At 50.3% G+C, this 18,064-nt stretch carries 16 protein-coding genes and 1 pseudogene; 11 read left to right on the top strand and 6 right to left on the bottom strand.

Translation table 11 applies throughout. From position 1 onward, the window contains the following. The first annotated feature begins 12 nt into the window (after positions 1-12). Both SD70_RS13125 and SD70_RS13120 read left to right on the top strand, forming a co-directional pair. Entirely contained in the window at positions 13-1,188 is a 1,176-nt protein-coding gene (locus tag SD70_RS13125) for an MFS transporter (protein ID WP_041048001.1), read from the top strand. A gap of 180 nt (positions 1,189-1,368) precedes the next feature. Then, positions 1,369-3,711 carry a helix-turn-helix domain-containing protein gene (locus SD70_RS13120; RefSeq protein ID WP_041048000.1) on the top strand — a complete coding sequence of 781 codons (2,343 nt, stop codon included), beginning with the start codon at positions 1,369-1,371 and terminating at the stop codon, positions 3,709-3,711. Between the two features lie 57 nt (positions 3,712-3,768). On the opposite strand, the pseudogene mgrA reads toward SD70_RS13120, so the two are convergent. Beyond that, positions 3,769-4,760 (bottom strand): annotated as a pseudogene (gene mgrA / locus SD70_RS13115) (L-glyceraldehyde 3-phosphate reductase). A 147-nt stretch (positions 4,761-4,907) separates the two neighbouring features. Here mgrA and SD70_RS13110 point away from each other — a divergent pair. The 5 genes from SD70_RS13110 (at position 4,908) to SD70_RS13090 (ending at position 10,462) form a co-directional block, all read left to right on the top strand. Next, positions 4,908-5,924: an ABC transporter permease gene (locus tag SD70_RS13110; RefSeq protein ID WP_231571197.1), complete on the top strand. Its 1,017-nt coding sequence runs from the start codon at positions 4,908-4,910 to the stop codon at positions 5,922-5,924. A 13-nt stretch (positions 5,925-5,937) separates the two neighbouring features. Further along, positions 5,938-6,804: a carbohydrate ABC transporter permease gene (locus tag SD70_RS13105; RefSeq protein ID WP_052487385.1), complete on the top strand. Its 867-nt coding sequence runs from the start codon at positions 5,938-5,940 to the stop codon at positions 6,802-6,804. A 247-nt stretch (positions 6,805-7,051) separates the two neighbouring features. Further along, on the top strand, positions 7,052-8,464 hold the full coding sequence (locus SD70_RS13100; RefSeq protein WP_197081025.1) for an extracellular solute-binding protein: 1,413 nt from the start codon (positions 7,052-7,054) through the stop codon (positions 8,462-8,464). Positions 8,465-8,477: 13 nt separating this feature from the next. After that, the gene (locus tag SD70_RS13095; protein ID WP_052487384.1) at positions 8,478-9,608 is read left to right on the top strand and encodes a Gfo/Idh/MocA family protein; all 1,131 of its coding nucleotides are present in this window, start codon (positions 8,478-8,480) and stop codon (positions 9,606-9,608) included. Positions 9,609-9,628: 20 nt separating this feature from the next. Continuing rightward, positions 9,629-10,462 carry a sugar phosphate isomerase/epimerase family protein gene (locus SD70_RS13090; protein ID WP_041047997.1) on the top strand — a complete coding sequence of 278 codons (834 nt, stop codon included), beginning with the start codon at positions 9,629-9,631 and terminating at the stop codon, positions 10,460-10,462. 102 nt (positions 10,463-10,564) lie between these two features. Here the strand turns inward: SD70_RS13090 and SD70_RS13085 are convergent, their stop codons facing one another. Both SD70_RS13085 and SD70_RS13080 read right to left on the bottom strand, forming a co-directional pair. After that, positions 10,565-11,350, bottom strand: coding sequence for an SDR family NAD(P)-dependent oxidoreductase (locus tag SD70_RS13085; RefSeq protein WP_041047996.1), 786 nt, complete (start codon positions 11,348-11,350; stop codon positions 10,565-10,567). Then, a complete protein-coding gene (locus SD70_RS13080) occupies positions 11,347-12,138 on the bottom strand; it encodes an SDR family NAD(P)-dependent oxidoreductase (RefSeq protein WP_041047995.1) in 792 nt (263 codons plus the stop codon). Before SD70_RS13080 ends, SD70_RS13085 begins: the two co-directional genes overlap by 4 nt. A 245-nt stretch (positions 12,139-12,383) precedes the next feature. Between SD70_RS13080 and SD70_RS13075 the strand changes: the two genes are divergently transcribed. After that, a complete protein-coding gene (locus SD70_RS13075; RefSeq protein ID WP_041047994.1) occupies positions 12,384-13,229 on the top strand; it encodes an aldo/keto reductase in 846 nt (281 codons plus the stop codon). Between the two features lie 236 nt (positions 13,230-13,465). Here the strand turns inward: SD70_RS13075 and SD70_RS13070 are convergent, their stop codons facing one another. The 3 genes from SD70_RS13070 to SD70_RS39785 form a co-directional block, all read right to left on the bottom strand. Then, positions 13,466-14,170, bottom strand: a complete 705-nt coding sequence (locus tag SD70_RS13070) for a DUF421 domain-containing protein (protein ID WP_041047993.1) — start codon at positions 14,168-14,170, stop codon at positions 13,466-13,468. A 251-nt stretch (positions 14,171-14,421) separates the two neighbouring features. Next, the gene (locus SD70_RS39790; RefSeq protein WP_331436776.1) at positions 14,422-14,790 is read right to left on the bottom strand and encodes a hypothetical protein; all 369 of its coding nucleotides are present in this window, start codon (positions 14,788-14,790) and stop codon (positions 14,422-14,424) included. Continuing rightward, on the bottom strand, positions 14,765-15,325 hold the full coding sequence (locus tag SD70_RS39785; protein ID WP_331436775.1) for an RraA family protein: 561 nt from the start codon (positions 15,323-15,325) through the stop codon (positions 14,765-14,767). The genes SD70_RS39790 and SD70_RS39785 overlap by 26 nt, the downstream gene beginning before the upstream one ends. A 253-nt stretch (positions 15,326-15,578) precedes the next feature. On the opposite strand from SD70_RS39785, the gene SD70_RS13060 reads away from it, so the two are divergent. Genes SD70_RS13060 through SD70_RS13050 form a run of 3 tightly spaced genes read left to right on the top strand, consistent with a single transcriptional unit; the run spans position 15,579 to position 17,852 of the window. Continuing rightward, complete coding sequence (locus SD70_RS13060) at positions 15,579-16,538, top strand: sugar kinase (protein ID WP_041047992.1); 960 nt, start codon at positions 15,579-15,581, stop codon at positions 16,536-16,538. Positions 16,539-16,549: 11 nt separating this feature from the next. Then, positions 16,550-17,371, top strand: a complete 822-nt coding sequence (locus SD70_RS13055) for an SDR family NAD(P)-dependent oxidoreductase (protein WP_052487391.1) — start codon at positions 16,550-16,552, stop codon at positions 17,369-17,371. A gap of 1 nt (position 17,372) precedes the next feature. Further along, complete coding sequence (locus SD70_RS13050; RefSeq protein ID WP_041047991.1) at positions 17,373-17,852, top strand: 2,4'-dihydroxyacetophenone dioxygenase family protein; 480 nt, start codon at positions 17,373-17,375, stop codon at positions 17,850-17,852. Positions 17,853-18,064: the final 212 nt, after the last annotated feature.

Below are 18,064 nucleotides of genomic sequence, written 5' to 3'. Positions count from 1 at the left end.
GGGAGAAGTGACATGATTCGAATTTGCTTGTTTATGTATTTGCTGTTCTCCACTTTTAGCGTCATGGGTTTCTTTATGGCTCCTTACCTGCAAAGCAAAGGGCTGAATTCGGGACAAATCGGCAACATTCTCGCCGTCGGGTCGTTGGTAGCCTTAGTTGCCCAACCTGCCTGGGGATACGTTAGCGATAAAAAGAAGACCGTCAAACCTATTTTGCTGGTGCTGCTCCTTTCATGCTTTTTGATAAGTCTGGGGTTCTTTTCAGCCTCAACGTTTTTGTTCATTTTGTTGTTTTATGCGCTATTTTCCTTTTTCAACAGCTCAGCCGGTCCATTGGCCGAAACGCTCTGCATTGCCTATGCGAGGCAAAACAATAAAGAGTTTGGCCGGATGCGCCTCTGGGGGGAAGTGGGTGTCGGGACCTCGTCTCTCGTACTGGGCATCATCGTCGATCACATCGGGATCCGGCATCTGTGGATGATCTATATGGCGGCTTCATGCTTGGCCATTGCCGCAACCTTGCTGCTCCAAAACACGACATCCGCATCGCCGCCCGTTCGCTTGTCCGATCTGAGGCAATTGTTCGCGGGTCCGAAGCTGCTGCGGTTTTTGCTGCTTGTTCTTGCCGTCGGGATACCGCATCGGATGAACGACAGCATGCTGGCCATTTATCTTAACCAACTGGGAGCTACGGATACGCAGCTCGGCATTGCCTGGCTTGCAGCTACGGTAAGCACCGTCCCGGCTCTTATGTTCGTAGGGAAGCTGATGAAGAAATGGAATGAGCTTGGCATATTTATCGTCGCTACGCTCACATATACCGTTCGTTGGGCGGTTTACAGTCAAGCGGACAGTCCTGCCTGGCTCATCGTCTCCCAGCTGCTTCACAGTTTGACGTTCCCATTATTTCTGGTGTCCTCGATTCAATATTTATTGAACATCGTCCCTGCCGAACTGCGGGCAACCGGACAAGCCGCTTTTTCCGTTACGTTCGGCGGCTTGGGCGGCATTATCGGCAGTTCCGCCGGAGGTTATGCAATGGAGCATCTCGGGCCGCATACGACGTATTTGGCTGGAAGTCTCCTTGCCCTAATCGGAGCTGTTGCCGCAATAGCGACTTACGCGAAGGAGCGGCGAAGGTGTAGCCGCACGGTTCCAAAAGCAGCAGGGAAGCCAGCCGACCTATAGCCGAAAATAAACGCCAAGCCTCCGCAAGGACCGGCTTGGCGTTTTGCCTTGCAGAGCTTTTCTTACTCGAATTTCGGGATAAACCTACAATTTTTGATAACAGGGTTCCGATTCCATTGCAAAAAGTCAGAAGAAACCCTACTATCTTTTTAGAGATTTATACATAAAGGAGCCATTGCCATGACCAATTGGAAGCTGTGGTTTCATTACTCCGTATATAGAAACATGCTTATTTATTTTATACTGCTTGTCGCGTTGGTCATACTGTTGATAAGCGGCACTTTATATATGGTTTTTGCGGTAAAAACGGAACAGTCTATTAGCGACAATGTTGTTTCCATGCTCCGTCAAACCAGCTATACCTCGAGCATTGTCCAGCAGCAAGTTCTTACAATCGGAGATCAAATGCTAAACGATAATCATATAATGACTGCCATCATGAACAAACGCATTGACCCGCTTGAAGACCGCGATGCCATGGACGTACTAAAAAATATAAAAGCGCTCAATCCCTTCATCAAATACATCGGTGTTTATAACGATAACACCAAGCGGTATTTAAATACGGCCGGACCGCCTTACGTCCTGAGAGGTATCGAGGAAAAAAGAATAACCGGTGACAATGTCGAGCAATATATCGATTTTTATCCCCAGAAGCTTCAGCTGGATTCTGTTGAAAACAGCAATACCATGAACGTGCTCACCTTCATATTAAGGCCCAATTACGCTCTGACTTCGGATTATCAAGGAAGAGGAACGATTATCATTCATGTAGATGAAGGATATATTCAGCAAACGATCCGGGCCATTCAAAGTATAGACAATAACGTGTTCGTTATGGACTCGAATGGGATCGTACTGTCTCACACCAACTCCGGAGAATTTATGAGCGATTTCTCAGATAAGCCGTATATCCGCAATATTCTGTCTTCCAAAAGCAGCTCCGGCTATTTCACAGCGTCGATCAATGGGGAAAAGCAGCTCGTCACGTACGTTAAATCCAAAGAGCCGAACTGGTATTTCGTGAGCCTGAAACCTTATCGCTTGCTCATTTCCGATATTGCGACAATCCGCAACTTTACGCTTTATATTGCGCTTGCCATGATCGTATTGGGCGTTGTGCTTGCCTACATTGCGACGAACAGAATTTACAATCCTCTCGGCAAACTGATTCATCGGGTTCGGGACTTTTCGCGAGGGCTGGGATCCGATATCAATCGAAAATACGATGAATATGCCCTGTTATCGGAAGCGTTCTCGAATGTGGTCGATCAGGCCAGCCATATCGAAGCAGAGATGAAACAGTCGATACCTATGCTCAAGAAAACCTATCTCGAGCATGCTCTGAAAGGAACGCTGCATGATCTTTGGAGTACTCACACGATACAGGCCGATTTTCAACAACAATTTACCGGCCCATACTTTGTCGTGGTCTTGTTAAGAATCGATCGGTATGCCGAGTTAAGCGAATGCCATAGCCGAAAACAGCTCGGGCTCTTTCGCTTTTCTCTCTGCAATATTAGTCAGGAACTCCTGGGAAAACATGTTGTCAATGAACCGATTGCGGCGGACGAAGAAACGGTTGCTGTTTTGCTGCAGCCCAAAAGCGTAAAACTATCAACGAACATCATATTAACCATGAAAGAAATCCAAAATGTCATTCAAAACTATTTCCATTTTACGGTCACGTTCAGTATCGGGAATACGGTCTCCGACCAAAACCAGATCAGTCTTTCTTACCAATCCGCACAAGAATACGCCAAATATCGCCTGTTATTCGGATATGGATCTATTATTCAGGCGAATATGGTACAAAATTATGCGGAGCGCGAACACCAGTATCCTGCTGCAACAGAAAAAAAATTAATCGAAGCGTTGCGCGTAAACAATTCGCAAAAAATCTATCAGTCGCTTGACCAATTTATGGCCAATTTGAGCGAAATGGCCTATTATCAAGTGTTATCGTACGCCAATCAGCTGCTTATTACGTTACTCAAGGAGTTCGATGGCACTCTCTGCAGCATGCAGGAGTATTCCAAAGAATGCTACAGTATTGTACACCGGCTGCAGCAGCAAGAAACTTTGCCGGAAATAGCGTCGTTACTCCGGAACTTTTGCGGGCTGATCCAGTCATTGATGGAGAAAAGAACTGCCGACAAAAATAACGAAGTAGTCGGCATCGTTTGCCGATATTTGCAGGAGAACTACGCCCGGCCCGATCTGGGAATCGAGAGTATGGCCGATAAAGTAAAGCTGTCTCCCGGTTATTTGGGGAAATTGTTCAGAGGATATACGCAGACGTCGTTTAACGATTATTTGAAAACGATCAGACTTGAGAAAGCCAAGGAACTGCTTGTGCAGACGGACGATCCTATAGTCGTTATCAGCGAAAAAGTTGGGATCTTGAATACGAATTATTTCTACACCTTATTTAAAAAAACATATGCCATCTCCCCCGCGGTCTATCGGGAACAACACGCACACTTGCTGGCGGCCGAAGATCGCGAGAGACACGGCACATAACCGAGAAAATCAATCCCCCCGGCTCTATACCGGGGGGATTGATTGTTGGAAACGAAATCAACCTCTCAAAATTTGTTCGATACCGGATAGTTCGTCTTCAGTGAAACTCAGATGGTTTAAGGCCGCAACACAATCTTCAAGCTGGCTTACCCGGCTTGCGCCGACCAGGGCTGAGGTTACGCGGCCTCCGCGAAGCACCCAGCGATTGCCATTTGGGCGAGCGATTGTCCGCGCTCTGCGGCAATCCGGTTCAGCTTCTGCAGCTTCGTTACGACCTCCGGCGTTATCGAGCTTTGTTTCAGGAAGCCGGTCGATTTGGCTACTCGGGAGTCAGCCGGAATCCCGTTCAAATATTTATCCGACAGCATTCCTTGCGCCAGAGGGCTGTACACAATGCAGCCGGTTCCGTTTTCCTCCAATACTTGCTGCAACCCGTCTTCGATCCAACGATTCAACATGCTGTAAGAAGGCTGGTGAATAAGGAGGGGGGTCCCCAGCTCATTCGCAATCCGGATCGCCTTCGCTGTCTGGTCCGCATTATAGTTGGAGATGCCGACATACAGCGCTTTTCCTTGGCGAACAATCAAATCAAGAGCTCCAATAGTCTCTTCGAGCGGCGTGTCCGGATCGGGACGGTGCGAATAAAAAATATCAACGTAATCCAGACCCATGCGTTTCAGGCTCTGGTTAAGGCTGGCGACGAGATATTTTTTCGAGCCCCATTCGCCGTAAGGGCCCGGCCACATATAATACCCCGCTTTCGTGGAGATGATCATCTCGTCGCGGTAAGGCGCGAAATCGGAAGCGAGCATCCTGCCGAACATTTCTTCCGCCGAACCGGCCGGGGGGCCGTAATTGTTGGCCAGATCGAAATGGGTGATTCCTAAATCGAAAGCTCGCCGCAATATGGCCCGACCGTTCTCAAACGTATCGACCTCCCCGAAATTGTGCCATAGCCCGATGGAAATGGCGGGAAGCAGCAGCCCCGATTTACCTACCCGATGATACTTCATTTTGCCGTAACGCGTTTCCTCTGCTCGATAAATCATGTCATACCTCCTTTTTCAATGAAGTATATCGCACGTCCGGACAATAGGTAAACTTCAAAAATGATGACGGCCTCTAAATTTTATTATTGCAACGGGTTTGAACCGAATATTTACACTAAAATCGAATAATTGGAGTTTACCGAACTTGTGCCGTTCCATAAACTTGGATTGTGTAAGGCCTTGCCATTTATCCTCGCAACGTATCTTTGCGGAGCTAGACCATTTCAACAGAAGGAGGACATGTGTTTGAATGGGTTACAAAAAGTTGTGAAAGAAATATGCGCCAACAGAATGTGCTATCTATTTTTACTGCCGGCCGTCATTTATACGTTGTTATTCGGCTATTTCACGCTTCCCTATATGGTCATAGCTTTTGAAAGATATGATTTCACGAAGGGAATTGGAAGCCCGTGGGTCGGGTTCAAAAATTTTGAGTTTTTCTTCAAATCGTCCGAAGTCTGGGTAGTGACGAGAAACACCATCGTATTGAACGGGTTGTTTATCGTTTGCGGCACGGTCGTCGCTATAGCCCTCGCGCTTTTGTTTAATGAAGTAAAAAAGAAATTGTTTTTGAAAACCGCACAATCGTTCATGCTGTTTCCGCATTTTATATCGTGGGTTATCGTGAGCTACATTTTATACGCGCTTTTGAGCACGAACGGTTTGTTGAACCATTGGATCGCCGCCTTTGGCGGGAACCCAGTTCGCTGGTACTCCGAACCAAACGCTTGGTATGTGATCTTGGTTGCTTTATATATCGTCAAAAACGCCGGTTATACGTCCATTATTTATTTGGCGTCGATCACAAGCATCGATGAAGGATTGTACGAAGCGGCCGTTATTGACGGGGCCAACCGGTGGCAGCAAATGAAGCATATCACGCTTCCTTTGCTCATGCCTACCGTTTCAATACTGGCTTTGATGTCAATCGGAAGAATCTTTTTTGCGGACTTCGGCATGATGTATGCCCTGATTAAAGATAACGGCCTTCTGTTGCCGGTAGCGGATGTCATTGATACTTATGTGTTCAGAATGATGCGCGTAACAGGAGAACCGTCGCTGGCTATGGCGGTTGGGTTGTTCCAGTCAGCCGTAGGATTCTTCATGGTTTATGGAAGCAACGCCTTGGCGAAAAAGAAATATCCTGACGGAGCGTTATTCTAGGGAGGTTCCGGTAATGAAAAAGAACTTCACATTGTCCGAGCTCTTCATTACTTGTGTCGTGTCGCTCTTCTCGTTAATTTGCATCCTTCCAATTCTTTTGGTATTTACGAACTCGATCGCAAGCGAGAAATCTATCGGCACTTACGGCTATTCATTTTTCCCGAAAGAAATTTCGCTTTCTGCGTATCGCGCCATTTTTTACCCTGGTTCACCTATACTGAAAAGCTATGCGATCTCAGTCTTTATTACGGCCGCAGGCACCATTCTCGCGCTTCTTATTACTTATTTGGCGGCCTATGCCCTGGCCAATAGGCATGTGAAGTACAGAAACGAGTTGGCGTTATTTTTCTTCATCACCACCGTTTTTAATTCCGGTCTTGTGCCGTGGTATCTGATGTGCAAGCTGCTGCACCTCTATAACAATATTTGGTCGCTGATCATACCGTCATTGGTCTTTTCACCTTTTAATTTATTTTTGATGCGCAATTTTATCCGGGGATTGCCGGATTCCCTTATGGAGTCGGCGAAAATGGATGGAGCTAAAGAAACCAGGATTGCGTTTCAAATTTACTTTCCGCTTTGTTTGCCCGCCATTGCGACAGTTTCGTTGTTTTACGCCTTAGGCTATTGGAACGATTGGTTTAACGCGGTTATGTTATTGGATAACGCCAATTTGTACCCGCTCCAAATGACATTGTTTAAAATTCAGTCCGATTCGAAAATGCTTTCGGAAGTAACATCCATCATAGCGATGAATCCGCCTACGGAAAGTTTAAAAATGGCCACAGCAATCGTTACTATAGGTCCAATTGTTCTGCTTTACCCGTTTTTACAGAAATATTTTGTCAAAGGCATGATTGTTGGGGCAATTAAAGGCTGAGAGGAGGGGGTTCGGTGGAAAAGATTTTTTGCATAAATTGTCGTTTTCTTATTTGATGCCGAAACTGTATATTGATCGTAAGCTGAGCGAACAGATTGAATCCATGGAGGGAATACGGGTGAAAATTCGGCAAAAGCGAATTGCGATAGTTCTAGCAGGCGTTATGGCTTGTTCGCTTCTGGCTTCCTGCACCAAGAACAATGAAGCCTCCGAGCCGGGAAGCAGCTCCTCGAATGAAGTCATCAAAATGAGATATTTGAGCCCGGGGAATCATTTTGCTTTGGAAAACGAAGTCATGGATGCAGTCAACAAAAAACTGAAAGCGGACGGCGTACCGATCGAAATTTCGCTCATTCGCATACCTTGGGATGCCTGGGATCAAAAATCGAACCTGATGCTTTCGACCGGCGAGGAGTTCGAACTTCTCCATGTGATGCAGGACTTGAAACCTGTAGGGGTTTTATACGGAAAGCATGCCATTATTCCGCTCAACGATTTATTGAAGAAATATCCGAAGCTGTACGAACATTTCCCGAAGTCGATGTGGGACGAGGTAACGGTTGACGGAAAGATTCTCGCTGTCCCGGCCCATACGACCAATAAGGACGGCAAATCCGACGGCGCGTTTTATTTCCGAAAAGACCTGTTGGATAAGCTGGGGCTGCCTGTACCTAAAACCGTCGATGAAGTGATCGATACGGCCAAAAAGCTTCAAGATGCGATTTTTAAAGAGCAGGGCAAGATGTCCTATGTGTATAATCCGATGACCCGCCCTTTCTCTTGGCTGCATCGAACTTACGCGAAATATCCTTTCTTTGTGGATAATACGAACTCGGAGTTGATCGAGGTCGATCAGGACGGCAGTGTGCATTCTTGGTTCGAATCGGATGAATTCAAGAAAGACGCCCAGATTTACAGAAGAATGAATCAAATGGGCTTGATCAACCCTGATCTTCTTACCCTTGACAAAGATTATATTAGTCGCGAAGCTTCCTACGGAAGGTTTGCCATGGGCTTCGAATCTTTCGATTATTCCTCGAACCTGGTTGCCATGAGCAAAAACTACCCTCAAGCCGTACTTGGGGATGGCGTTCTGAATCCCGAAAAAGGCCTGTTCGGTTACTTTTACAATTTGAACGCGAACGCCATACCTGTAACGTCCAAGCATCCGGAAGCCGGTTTGATGTTCTTGAACTGGTTCTACAGCAGTAAAGAGAATCACGATTTGTTCATGTATGGAATCGAGGGGAAAACGTATACGGCCTCGGGATCGGACCGGTTTACCCCTATGAAAGGCCAGGACGGAAAAGACCTGTACCAATTTGATAACTGGATGATTCCCGATATCAATTACAGACGCATAGAGACGACCGTTCCGGATAAAGTATTTCATATCTTTAAAGACCCGATTAAAGAGCCTGTCACGATGAGCCCTGTAGTCGGTTTCAGGTTCGATACGACTCCGGTGGCCGAGGAGTATACCAATCTGAGCAATTTGTACAAGCAGCTCATATTGCCGATCAAATATGGTTTTGTGGATTATGACAAAGCGTTCCCGGACGCTCTTAAGAAATTAAAAGCAGCCGGCCTTGACAAGTATGTAGCTGAATATCAGAAGCAATTCAGTCAATTTTTGGAAGATAAAAAGAAAAACAGCTAACGGAGGGAACACATTGGGCAATCGAGATACTTACCGCGTAGCCATTATCGGTGCCGGATTTATTGCCGGAACCGCTCATATTCCGGCCTATTTGGGCCTGGGCAAAAGGGTAGAAATTGTCGCTGTCGCCGATAACCGGGAAGAGGCGTGCATCCATGCTGCCAAGCTGTTTCAAATCCCTAACTATTATACCGATCCGCAGCAAATGCTCGATGAGTGTAAGCCGGATTTGGTTTCGGTCTGCACCGCAAACAAAACCCATAAGCAATGGACGATAGCGGCTCTTCGGGCAGGGGCTCACGTCCTGTGCGAGAAGCCGATTGCGCTGAATTTGCAAGATGCGCGGGAGATGTACGAAGAAGCGGATAAGGCGGGGCGTATGCTGATTGCCTGTCAAAACAATCGGATGGGCGCTATTCAAGCGGTTAAAGATCTGGTAGATTCCGGCCGGTTGGGGGACATCTATTTTGCGGAAATTGAAAATGTTCGCCGCAGGGGGGTCCCTACTTGGGGGCAGTTCCACCTGGCGAAAGAAAATGGCGGGGGACCGTTCTGCGATGTTGGAGTTCACTATGTGGATGCTCTGATGTTTATTCTTGGAAACCCCAAGCTGATATCGGTCTCCGGCAAAACGTGGACCAAGATCGCCAATGCCGATCCCAACGCGGGAAAATCGAAAACCGGGACCAATTTACAATATGTGCCCAGAGCTTATGATTACCGCGAGTTCGCCGTCGAAGACCATGCCGCAGGCAGCATGCGGTTTGAAGGCGACCTGCTCGTCAATTTCAAATTTTCGTGGGCGCTCAATCTTCCGCCTGTTGACGGGTATCGGATCGCCGGGACAGAGGGGGGCTTGGTCTATAATAAGAAAGCCCAGGGAGATCATCCGATTGCGATTTATACGAGCATGAATCAATATCAGGCGGATACCGTTCCCGACATTGACATTGCCAAACCCGGCGCTGTCAAGGGAGTCGGGCACGATCTGCTCATCGAACATATCATCGACGTTCTCGACGGCAAGGAAGAATGCATCATTAAACGGGAAGAAGTGCTCAATGTCGTTGCCGTTATGGAGGCTTTCTACCTTTCCGGAAAACTGAACAGGGAAGTGCTGTTTGAAGAAATAAGCCAATTTTAAATGATAAAGGAGATAACGCAATGGGCAAAATGAAACTTGGCCTGCAGATGTGGAGCATTCATGATGTGTGCATGAAAGAAGGCATCTGCAAAGCGATTGAGATTGTCAAAGAGTTAGGGTATGACGGCTTTGAATTCGCTATAAACGATCGCGGCACGGTGGAAGAGCTGTTTGGGGTTAAGCCGGCAGAAGTAAAAAAGGCACTTCAAGCAAACGATGTAAAGGGGATTGGATACCACGCCTCTTCCAGATTGCTTTTTGAAAATCCCGATCCGATTTTAAAAGAATGCGTGGAACTCGAAATACCTTATGCAGCGATTGGACCCGCTTTCTATGGAGACAGGACGCCTCATAAGAAACAGATTGAAATCATCAAAAAGGTTGAAAAGGCTGCCAAGATCTTTAAAAGCAACGGCGTTCAGCTGCAGGTCCATTGTGCTGCTTACGGATATTTGCATGATTACAAAGGACGCTATACCGTCGATGGCATGTTTGAAGATGTAGGCCTCGAATATTTGCAGCCTGAATTTGATACGGCATGGATGATTTGCGGCGGTGTGGACCCGGCGGAGTATCTTCATAAGTATAAGGGTTATGTGGATATCCTGCACTTTAAGGATTATCGTCCTCTCTCGAAGGATGAAGACAGCGAGTATATTTTAGTACGTCACGATACGGTGAATGATTATCATTTCGGATGTGCCGTCGGAGACAGTGGCGTGCTGGACATTGCCCCCATTGTAAGAGCCGCAGAGGAATGCGGTACCAAATGGGCAGTGACCGAACTTTGGAATGAACCCGACTCGCTCGAAAATGCTCGAATCAGCGCCCAAAATTTAAAGAAATACTTGTAGAACGCCCGGGCCTGGTTATCGCGCAATGCAGCAAAGAAATTCCGGCATGCCCATGAATGCGCATCTTCATGGGCATGCCGGTTTTCCGTTTAAAGGACCGCTTCACAGCAGCATGCTGGCGCCGTCCAATCGTATTGCGGCGCCGGTCAAAAATTCGGTCTCGTCGGATGCGAGATAACAAACGAGACTGCCGACATCCTTGGGCAATCCGACCCGGCCTAGCGGGAACTTTTTGCGGATATCGCGAGGCGGTTCCTTCTTCAGCCTATCCGCCGCTTCCGCAGGGACGATCGGCTTCGTTTCCTTCGTTCCCTGTTTGCCGACGTTGACCGCGCCGGGCTCAATCGTATTGACCGTAATGCCGTACTTGGCCAGCTCGATGGCGGCTTCTCTTCCGAGCATTTTGATGCCGCCCTTCGTCATTGAGTAGACGGTATCGAAGTCGGTCGGCCGCTTGCCGTGAACGGAAGAAATATTGATGATTCTGCCGGATTGTTTGGCCTTCATATAGGGGACTACGGCCTGCATGCACTGCCAATAGCCTTTCAGATTAATGTTCATCATTCGATCGTACTGTTCGTCACTATGCTCGAAGTTGTAATTGAGCTGCAGGGCGGCGTTGTTCACCAAGATGTCGATTCCGCCGAAATGATCCGCGACCGCGTTCACCATATCGTCGATTTCTTGCTTAATCGCTACGTTGGCCCTGACGATAACCGATTCTCCGCCAATCTCTTCAATCCGCTGCCGGGTATCGTTCGCTCCGGCGTCGCTGGAATTGTACGAAATGGCCACCTTAACGCCGCGCTTCGCCAGCTCGATGGCGACTCCTTTGCCGATTCCCGTTCCGGCGCCGGTAACGACTGCGACTTTTCCGGAAAGACTCATACCGATCCCCCCGGCCGCTTCATTTTAAAATCCATGTAGTGCATCAAAAATCCTCCGTCCATTCGGATATCCGCTCCGTTCAAATATCGCGCTTCGTCGGCGGAAAGAAACAGGACGAGATTGGCCAAGTCTTCGTAGCTGCCGAGAACCGCATTCGGGACCTTATACCGGTAAGAATGGTAGAGCGTCGAGATGTCGCTCTCAAATGCGGCGTCGTCCCCCTCGACGGGACCGAACTCGATCGCATTGACGTTTACTCCATGTCGGCCCAGGACGATGGACGCTTCACGGGTAAGCATTTTGACTGCGCCCTTCGACGCGCTGTAAGCGAACGAAGAGCCCGTCGGCTTCTCGGCGTGGATCGAGCTGACGTAAACGACTTTTCCGGATTGCTTCGCTTCCATCTGTTTGCCGACCGCTTTCGTGCAAATAAAGGCCGACTTTGCGTTGGCGTTCATGATGTCGAGAAACAGCGCTTCTTCACCTGTTTCCACGCTGATCGGCCGTACAACATTGTTATTGTGGACGAGTATGTCGACAGTGCCCAATTGCCCTGCCGCACTTTCAAGCATGTCCTCCACTTCGCTGCTTTGGCATAAGTCGATGTTCACGACGAACACCTTGGAGCCCGCCGATTGGCAGCGCTCCACATTCGCCCGGATGTTTTCTCCGCCCGATACGCTGTTCAGGACGAAATGGGCGCCTTCCCCGCTCAGCCGGTCGATGATCGCCTTGCCCGAAGGGCTGTCGGCGTCCGTAATAAAGACTACCTTGTCGTGCAATCTCATATCGTCACCTCCCTTGTTTATGAACGTGTTCCCGACATCACCAATCTTACAAATCGGGTACGTGGCGGTGCGATGCCGTAAATTTACGATATTGTTTGATTTTTTTCGAACCGTCGCCACCTCGATAAACCTGGAAGACGATCGTAAAAATACCGCCTATCATAATAAATTTGTCTCCTATACACGGATAGGGGCTTTTGATATGGTAGATTACAAGTTGTTGGAAACAGAAAGGAGAGAGAGGAATGATTGCAAGCATCGCAAGCTGCTCCGTGCTGCGTGGCGGCGTCCGGATGCCTTGGCTCGGGCTTGGCGTCTGGCAAGTCAATAACGGCGAGGAGGTGGAAAATGCAGTCAAAGCGGCGATTCGCGCGGGCTACCGCAGCATCGACACCGCCGAAGCGTACGAGAATGAGGCTGGCGTCGGCAAAGCGATCCGTGAAAGCGGCGTACCGAGAAGCGAGCTGTTTATTACGACCAAGGTTGCGAATCAACGCCAGAATGAAGGGTACGATTCGGTTCTGAGAGCTTTCGAGGAAAGTCTGAAACGACTGCAGCTGGACGTCGTCGACCTTTATCTCGTTCACTGGCCGCTGGAAGGGAAATACGTCGATGCCTGGCGCGCCTTGGTGAAGCTGTACCGGGAAGGAAGAGTGCGGGCGATCGGCGTAAGCAACTTCACGGTCGATCATCTGGAGCGGATCATCGATCAGACAGGCGAAGTGCCGGCAGTGAACCAGGTCGAATACCATCCGCTGCTGACCCGCAACAAACTGCACAATTACTGCAAACAACACCGCATTCAGCTGGAAGCGTACAGCCCGCTCATGCAAGGCCATCTCGATGTGCCGCTGCTGCAGGAGCTCGGCCGCAAGTATGCGAAAACGCCGGCGCAAATCGTGCTGCGCTGGAATTTGCAAAACGAAGTGGTGACGATCCCGAAGTCGGTTCGCGAGCAGCGGATCGTCGAGAATGCCGCCATATTCGACTTCGAGCTGTCGGATGACGATATGAACCGCATCAATGGGCTCAACCGGGATTACCGTTTTCTCGTCCTTTCCAGCCCTAACATCATCAGCTCGGCGGACTGATTAAAAGAATATACTGAGGAGGTTCAAGATTAAAGCATGGGTACAGGCCCGGAGTGCTGAATGGATTTCAGCGCTGCGGGTTTCTTTTTTTGAACGGTGAAGTCCCGATTGAACAATGGGGGGGACGGCCATGCCAGGCTACAAGGACTTCATTAACGAAGATGGTAGCGGAACAAACCAGCGATGACTTGCCCAGCCCATGCAGTCCGGCCGGCAGACCAGCGTACGGAGGCACACTACTGCTGCAGCCGTTCCTCCGCTTGATCTTGCTTGACGTCGACAAAAAGAGTGCCCTCTTCGTCCAATTGGGCCAACGATATTTCCTCAATACTGCCGATTCCTTGCTCTGAAAGGCGCTCTGCGAGCCAAGCCGGGTCTGTCTTTTCCGATAAGGGGCCCGCGGCTGCCAGCTTGCCGTCCAGGGCCACAATTTTTGACAATCCGCGCGAAGCGGAACGAATGTTCATGTCTTTACGCGTAACTGGCAATTCGTCGGCCTTTTTCAGAACGGAAAGGGAGCCGTCGGTTTCCAACACGGCATACTCCACCTCGTCCAAATGAAACACGTTTTTCCCGCGCAGCAGCTTCAACAGATCATCCTTCGTCAGACGACAGCGGCGCATGGCGCTTTCCACAATGTCGCCGCTGCGGATAATGACGGACGGCTCGCCGGCCAGCAGTTTTTTGCCGGCTTGGCTCTTCATGACGATGATGCCGGACAGCAGGCTCAGCAAGGCGAATGTCGAAAGCACCGCCACTCCCGACCAAAGCGGAACATCCTTCGTGAATATAACGGCGCTGGTTATGGCGCCGAGCGTGATGCCGGCCACGTAATCGAAAAACGTCATTTGCGAAATCTGCTTCTTGCCGAACACCCGGCACCAAAAGAAAAGCGCAACATACGCTGCCACCGTACGAACGAGGATTTCCGAAACATTCATGTGCCGACCGATCCCTTCGCCATATCGTAGTGCAAAGTTTATTATTTCCATTATCGGTATTATTACCCGTAATCTTAATTGAAAAAGGAAGTGAGGAAGGGTCCCATTTGAGCGACGAGCAGTACGGGGGCATCGGGCGGGACATGACGTTTTCGAACCGAGACAACAAGTTAAAGAAGCGCTTGCGAAGTTTTTTAATAGAAACGGCAAGAAAGGATGGCCATTCAGCCATCCTTTCTGCATTCCGCTTCTTACATGCGAACGTCGTTCGCCGGGCCGCTTCCCGCCAATTTGCGCGCTTCTTCGAGCTCGTGCTCCCACGTCAGATGGCGGTACTCGGCCGCTTCTTCGGCGCTGCCAAACCAATCCAGGAAATCTTGCCATAGCGGCATGGTCCACGATGCATCGATTTGGGCGGTCGTATAAACGCCTTCTTTCAACCGGATAAATCCGAATACGTCGCGCACCTGAGACTTCTCCGCCTGAACGACGGTAAGCTCGGCCAAATGCGGAGGGATGAAAATGACTCCGGCCGGCGAAGCGTAAACAACGTCACCCGGCAGACAGACCGCTCTGCGATCCGCGTCGGAACGTTCATCCCGACCATCGTACGTCGGCAATGGCTGTCGGATCGCTTCCGCGGTAAAACACGTTGATGTTCTCGATTTCCACAACTTGCTGATTGTCGCGGATGCCGCCCCAGATAACTGCGCCGCCTCGTTTGGTACGGGTGGAGATGGCGGTCGACAAGTTGCCGCCGACGTAAGTGCCTTGGTAAATTTTGTCGAACATATCGACGACGACGACATCGTCTTCACCGAGAGAATCGATGACCCATTGGTTGAAGAAGCCTTTTCTGCCTTCTTGCTCATGCCCGTATTTCAGCAGCGTTTCGTGCAAGTCCGGGCGTTTGGGCACCATGACGGCAGTGACGGCGCGGCCGACCATCACCTTGTCCGGATGAATGATTTTGAAATCGCCTTCAAACTGGTACGTATAGCCTCTGCTGTAAAGCGGTCCCCATGCTTCCTCCAACGTAATTTTCCGAATGCGGCGAAGAATGTCTTCCGGCACTTTGGGACGGCCGTTCGGAAACCGCTCGCCCTGCCAATGGGGCGTCAACTGGATCATGTCTTCCGGGTTATCAAATTTCATGCGGGCACCTCTTTCTCGTTATGATCAAAGCTTCCCGCCCTCTAACGGCGGTGTTTTCATTCCTAATGATACTAACCGTGCCCGGCCCGGTGCGATGCCGTAAATTTATGATATTGTTTGATTTTTTTCAAACCCGAATGACCTCCCAAAAAAATCGAACAAAATCGTAAAAATGCCGCCTATGATTATACGGCCCGAATCGGTAATTTTAACAATAGAGGCGGCCGTAACATTGGAGAAGAGGTGGCAAAAGATGTCCGGAACACAGCATGTCGAAGTCGTTACGTTCGGCGAATCTATGGCGCTCATGACCCCGGTGAACACGAAAGGGATCGAATATAGCGGCGAATTCACGAAGTCGTTCGGAGGGGCGGAGAGCAATTTCGCGATTGCGGTTTCCCGGCTCGGACACCGGTCGGGATGGTTCGGGCGGTTAGGCAAAGATCCGCTTGGCAGGTCCATTTTGAAAGCGATCCGAGGTGAAGGCGTCGATGTGGCGAAGGCGGAGCTGACAGACGAGGCCGCGACGGGTTTCATGCTGCGGGAGACCGTAGCCGGGCAGACCTCCGTCTACTATTACAGACGCGGCTCGGCAGCGAGCCAAATGGGCCCGGAGCATATCGACGAAGCTTATATTAAGCAAGCGCACATTTTGCATATTACGGGGATCACCTGCGCGATCAGCGAAACGGCCCGAGGCGCTGTCTATGAAGCGGTTCGGGCGGCGCGCAAGCACGGGGTGAAAATCAGCTTCGACCCTAACTTGCGGTTGAAGCTTTGGAGTCTGAGGGAAGCAAGGAAGGTATTGCTGCCTTTGGCGGAGCAGGCGGATTACTTTTTGCCGGGGCTTGACGAGCTGAAGCTGTTGTACGAAACGGATGATGCAGCGGAGATTGTGTCCAGGCTTAAGGAGCTGCAAGCGGTAAGCATCGTGAAGGGCGGAAACAACGAGACGCTGCTCGTGGACAAAGACGGCGTTACGGCAATCCCGTACGTGAAAGCCGAGCGGGTGGTCGATCCGGTTGGGGCGGGGGACGCGTTTTGCGCCGGCTTTATCGCCGGTTTGCTCAAAGGATACAGCCATGCGGAAGCGGTACACTTGGGGAATTTGATCGGGGCGCTCGCGGTCCAGGCCGAAGGAGACTGGGAAGGGCTGCCGACCTGGGAGCGGGTGCAGGCGATTTGGAATAACGACGCGCATATTGAGCGATGAGCTTTGAGCGTATGATGTTGCCGGGAAAGGAAGGCGAAGTGAGCTTGAACCAGGTTGCTGTCGTTACGGGCGGGGCGTCCGGACTTGGACGGGCGGTCGCACAAAAACTGTTCGCCTCAGAGCATCGCGTAGCTGTCATCGATGTTGCCGAGCAGAAGGAAGACATGGCGGCGGGGGAACCGGAACAGTCCGGATCGCGGCTTTATATTCGCGCAGACGTAACGGACAAAGTCAGTACGTACCGGGTCGCCCGGCAGGTGGTCGAGAAATGGGGGCGGATCGATATTTTGGTCAATGCCGCCGGGATCATTCGCCGTTCGCCGGCAGCGGACGTGCCGGAAGATGAGCTCCGGACGGTGCTTGACGTCAACTTGCTCGGTACGGTGTACATGTGCCAGGCCGTTCAACCGCATATGGCTCGCGCAGGCGGCGGGGCTATCGTCAATTTCGGTTCGATGCTGGCGCATTACGGCAGCGAGAATTTGCTTTCCTATGCGGCATCGAAAGGCGGAATCGTGCAAGTTACGAAATGTTTGGCCGTAGAATGGGCGAAATACAACATTCGCGTCAATGCCGTCAGTCCGGGATACATTGAGACGCCGCTATCTTCCGGGGCAACCCGGGATCCGGTTTTCCGCGAGCGGATTTTGTCCAGAACGCCTTTCCGCCGCTTTGGGAAGCCGGAGGAGGTTGCGGCTGCGGTCGGTTTTCTATGTTCATCCGGGGCAAGTTTCATTACGGGGGTTGTGCTGCCGGTCGATGGAGGGCTCCTCGCCGGGGACCCGTCCTTGTTCCCGCCGGCGCCGCCAAGAATGATGAAGGGAGAGGACTAGAGTGACAGATGCTTTATACGATTTTGCCAAAATGGTGCAGGTAAGCGACCGGGCGATCGATTTCGACAGCATCCCATGGGTACCGCAAACAGACCGGGTGTGGTTTAAGCCGCTTCGGTTTGATCTGGCCCGGGGAAGCTGGGTCAACGTGCTGAAAGTAAAGCCGGGCGGGGTCGTCAACAGGCATCGCCATAGCGGCGGACAAGTGCTTGCGTTTACGGTGCAGGGGAGCTGGAGGTATTTGGAGAGAGACTGGGTGGCGAAACCGGGGACGTTTGTGTACGAGCCGCCGGGCGATATTCATACGCTTGTCGTCGACGGGGAAGAAGAGATGATCACCTTGTTCCTGCTGGAAGGTACCGTTCAATATTTGGATGACGACGATCGCCTCATTTATCAGGACGATGTATTCACCAAGCTGAAACGGTACGTCGAATATTGCGAAGCGAACCAAATTCCGGTGATCGATTTGAAATATTGACAATGACAAAGCTGCCGAACTGGCAGCTTTTGGTTTTTCCAGGCTGCGATGTAGGGCAGGTCAAATCACGTTTAGCTCGATGGCCAACCGACTTGCCATCGGCAAGGCTGTCGCCCAAAAAAGGCATTGACAGCGTTTGCATGTCGCATTATGATGAATGTGGAAAACGTTTGGCGCAAACGAAATGCTACGCACATGCATTGCACTTCACG

Origin of the sequence: Gordoniibacillus kamchatkensis (assembly GCF_000829455.1) — a bacterium.
Classification (GTDB): domain Bacteria; phylum Bacillota; class Bacilli; order Paenibacillales; family NBRC-103111; genus Gordoniibacillus; species Gordoniibacillus kamchatkensis.
The sequence above is the reverse complement of the archived record's forward strand: the minus strand, read 5'-3'. Positions and strand labels throughout refer to the sequence as shown.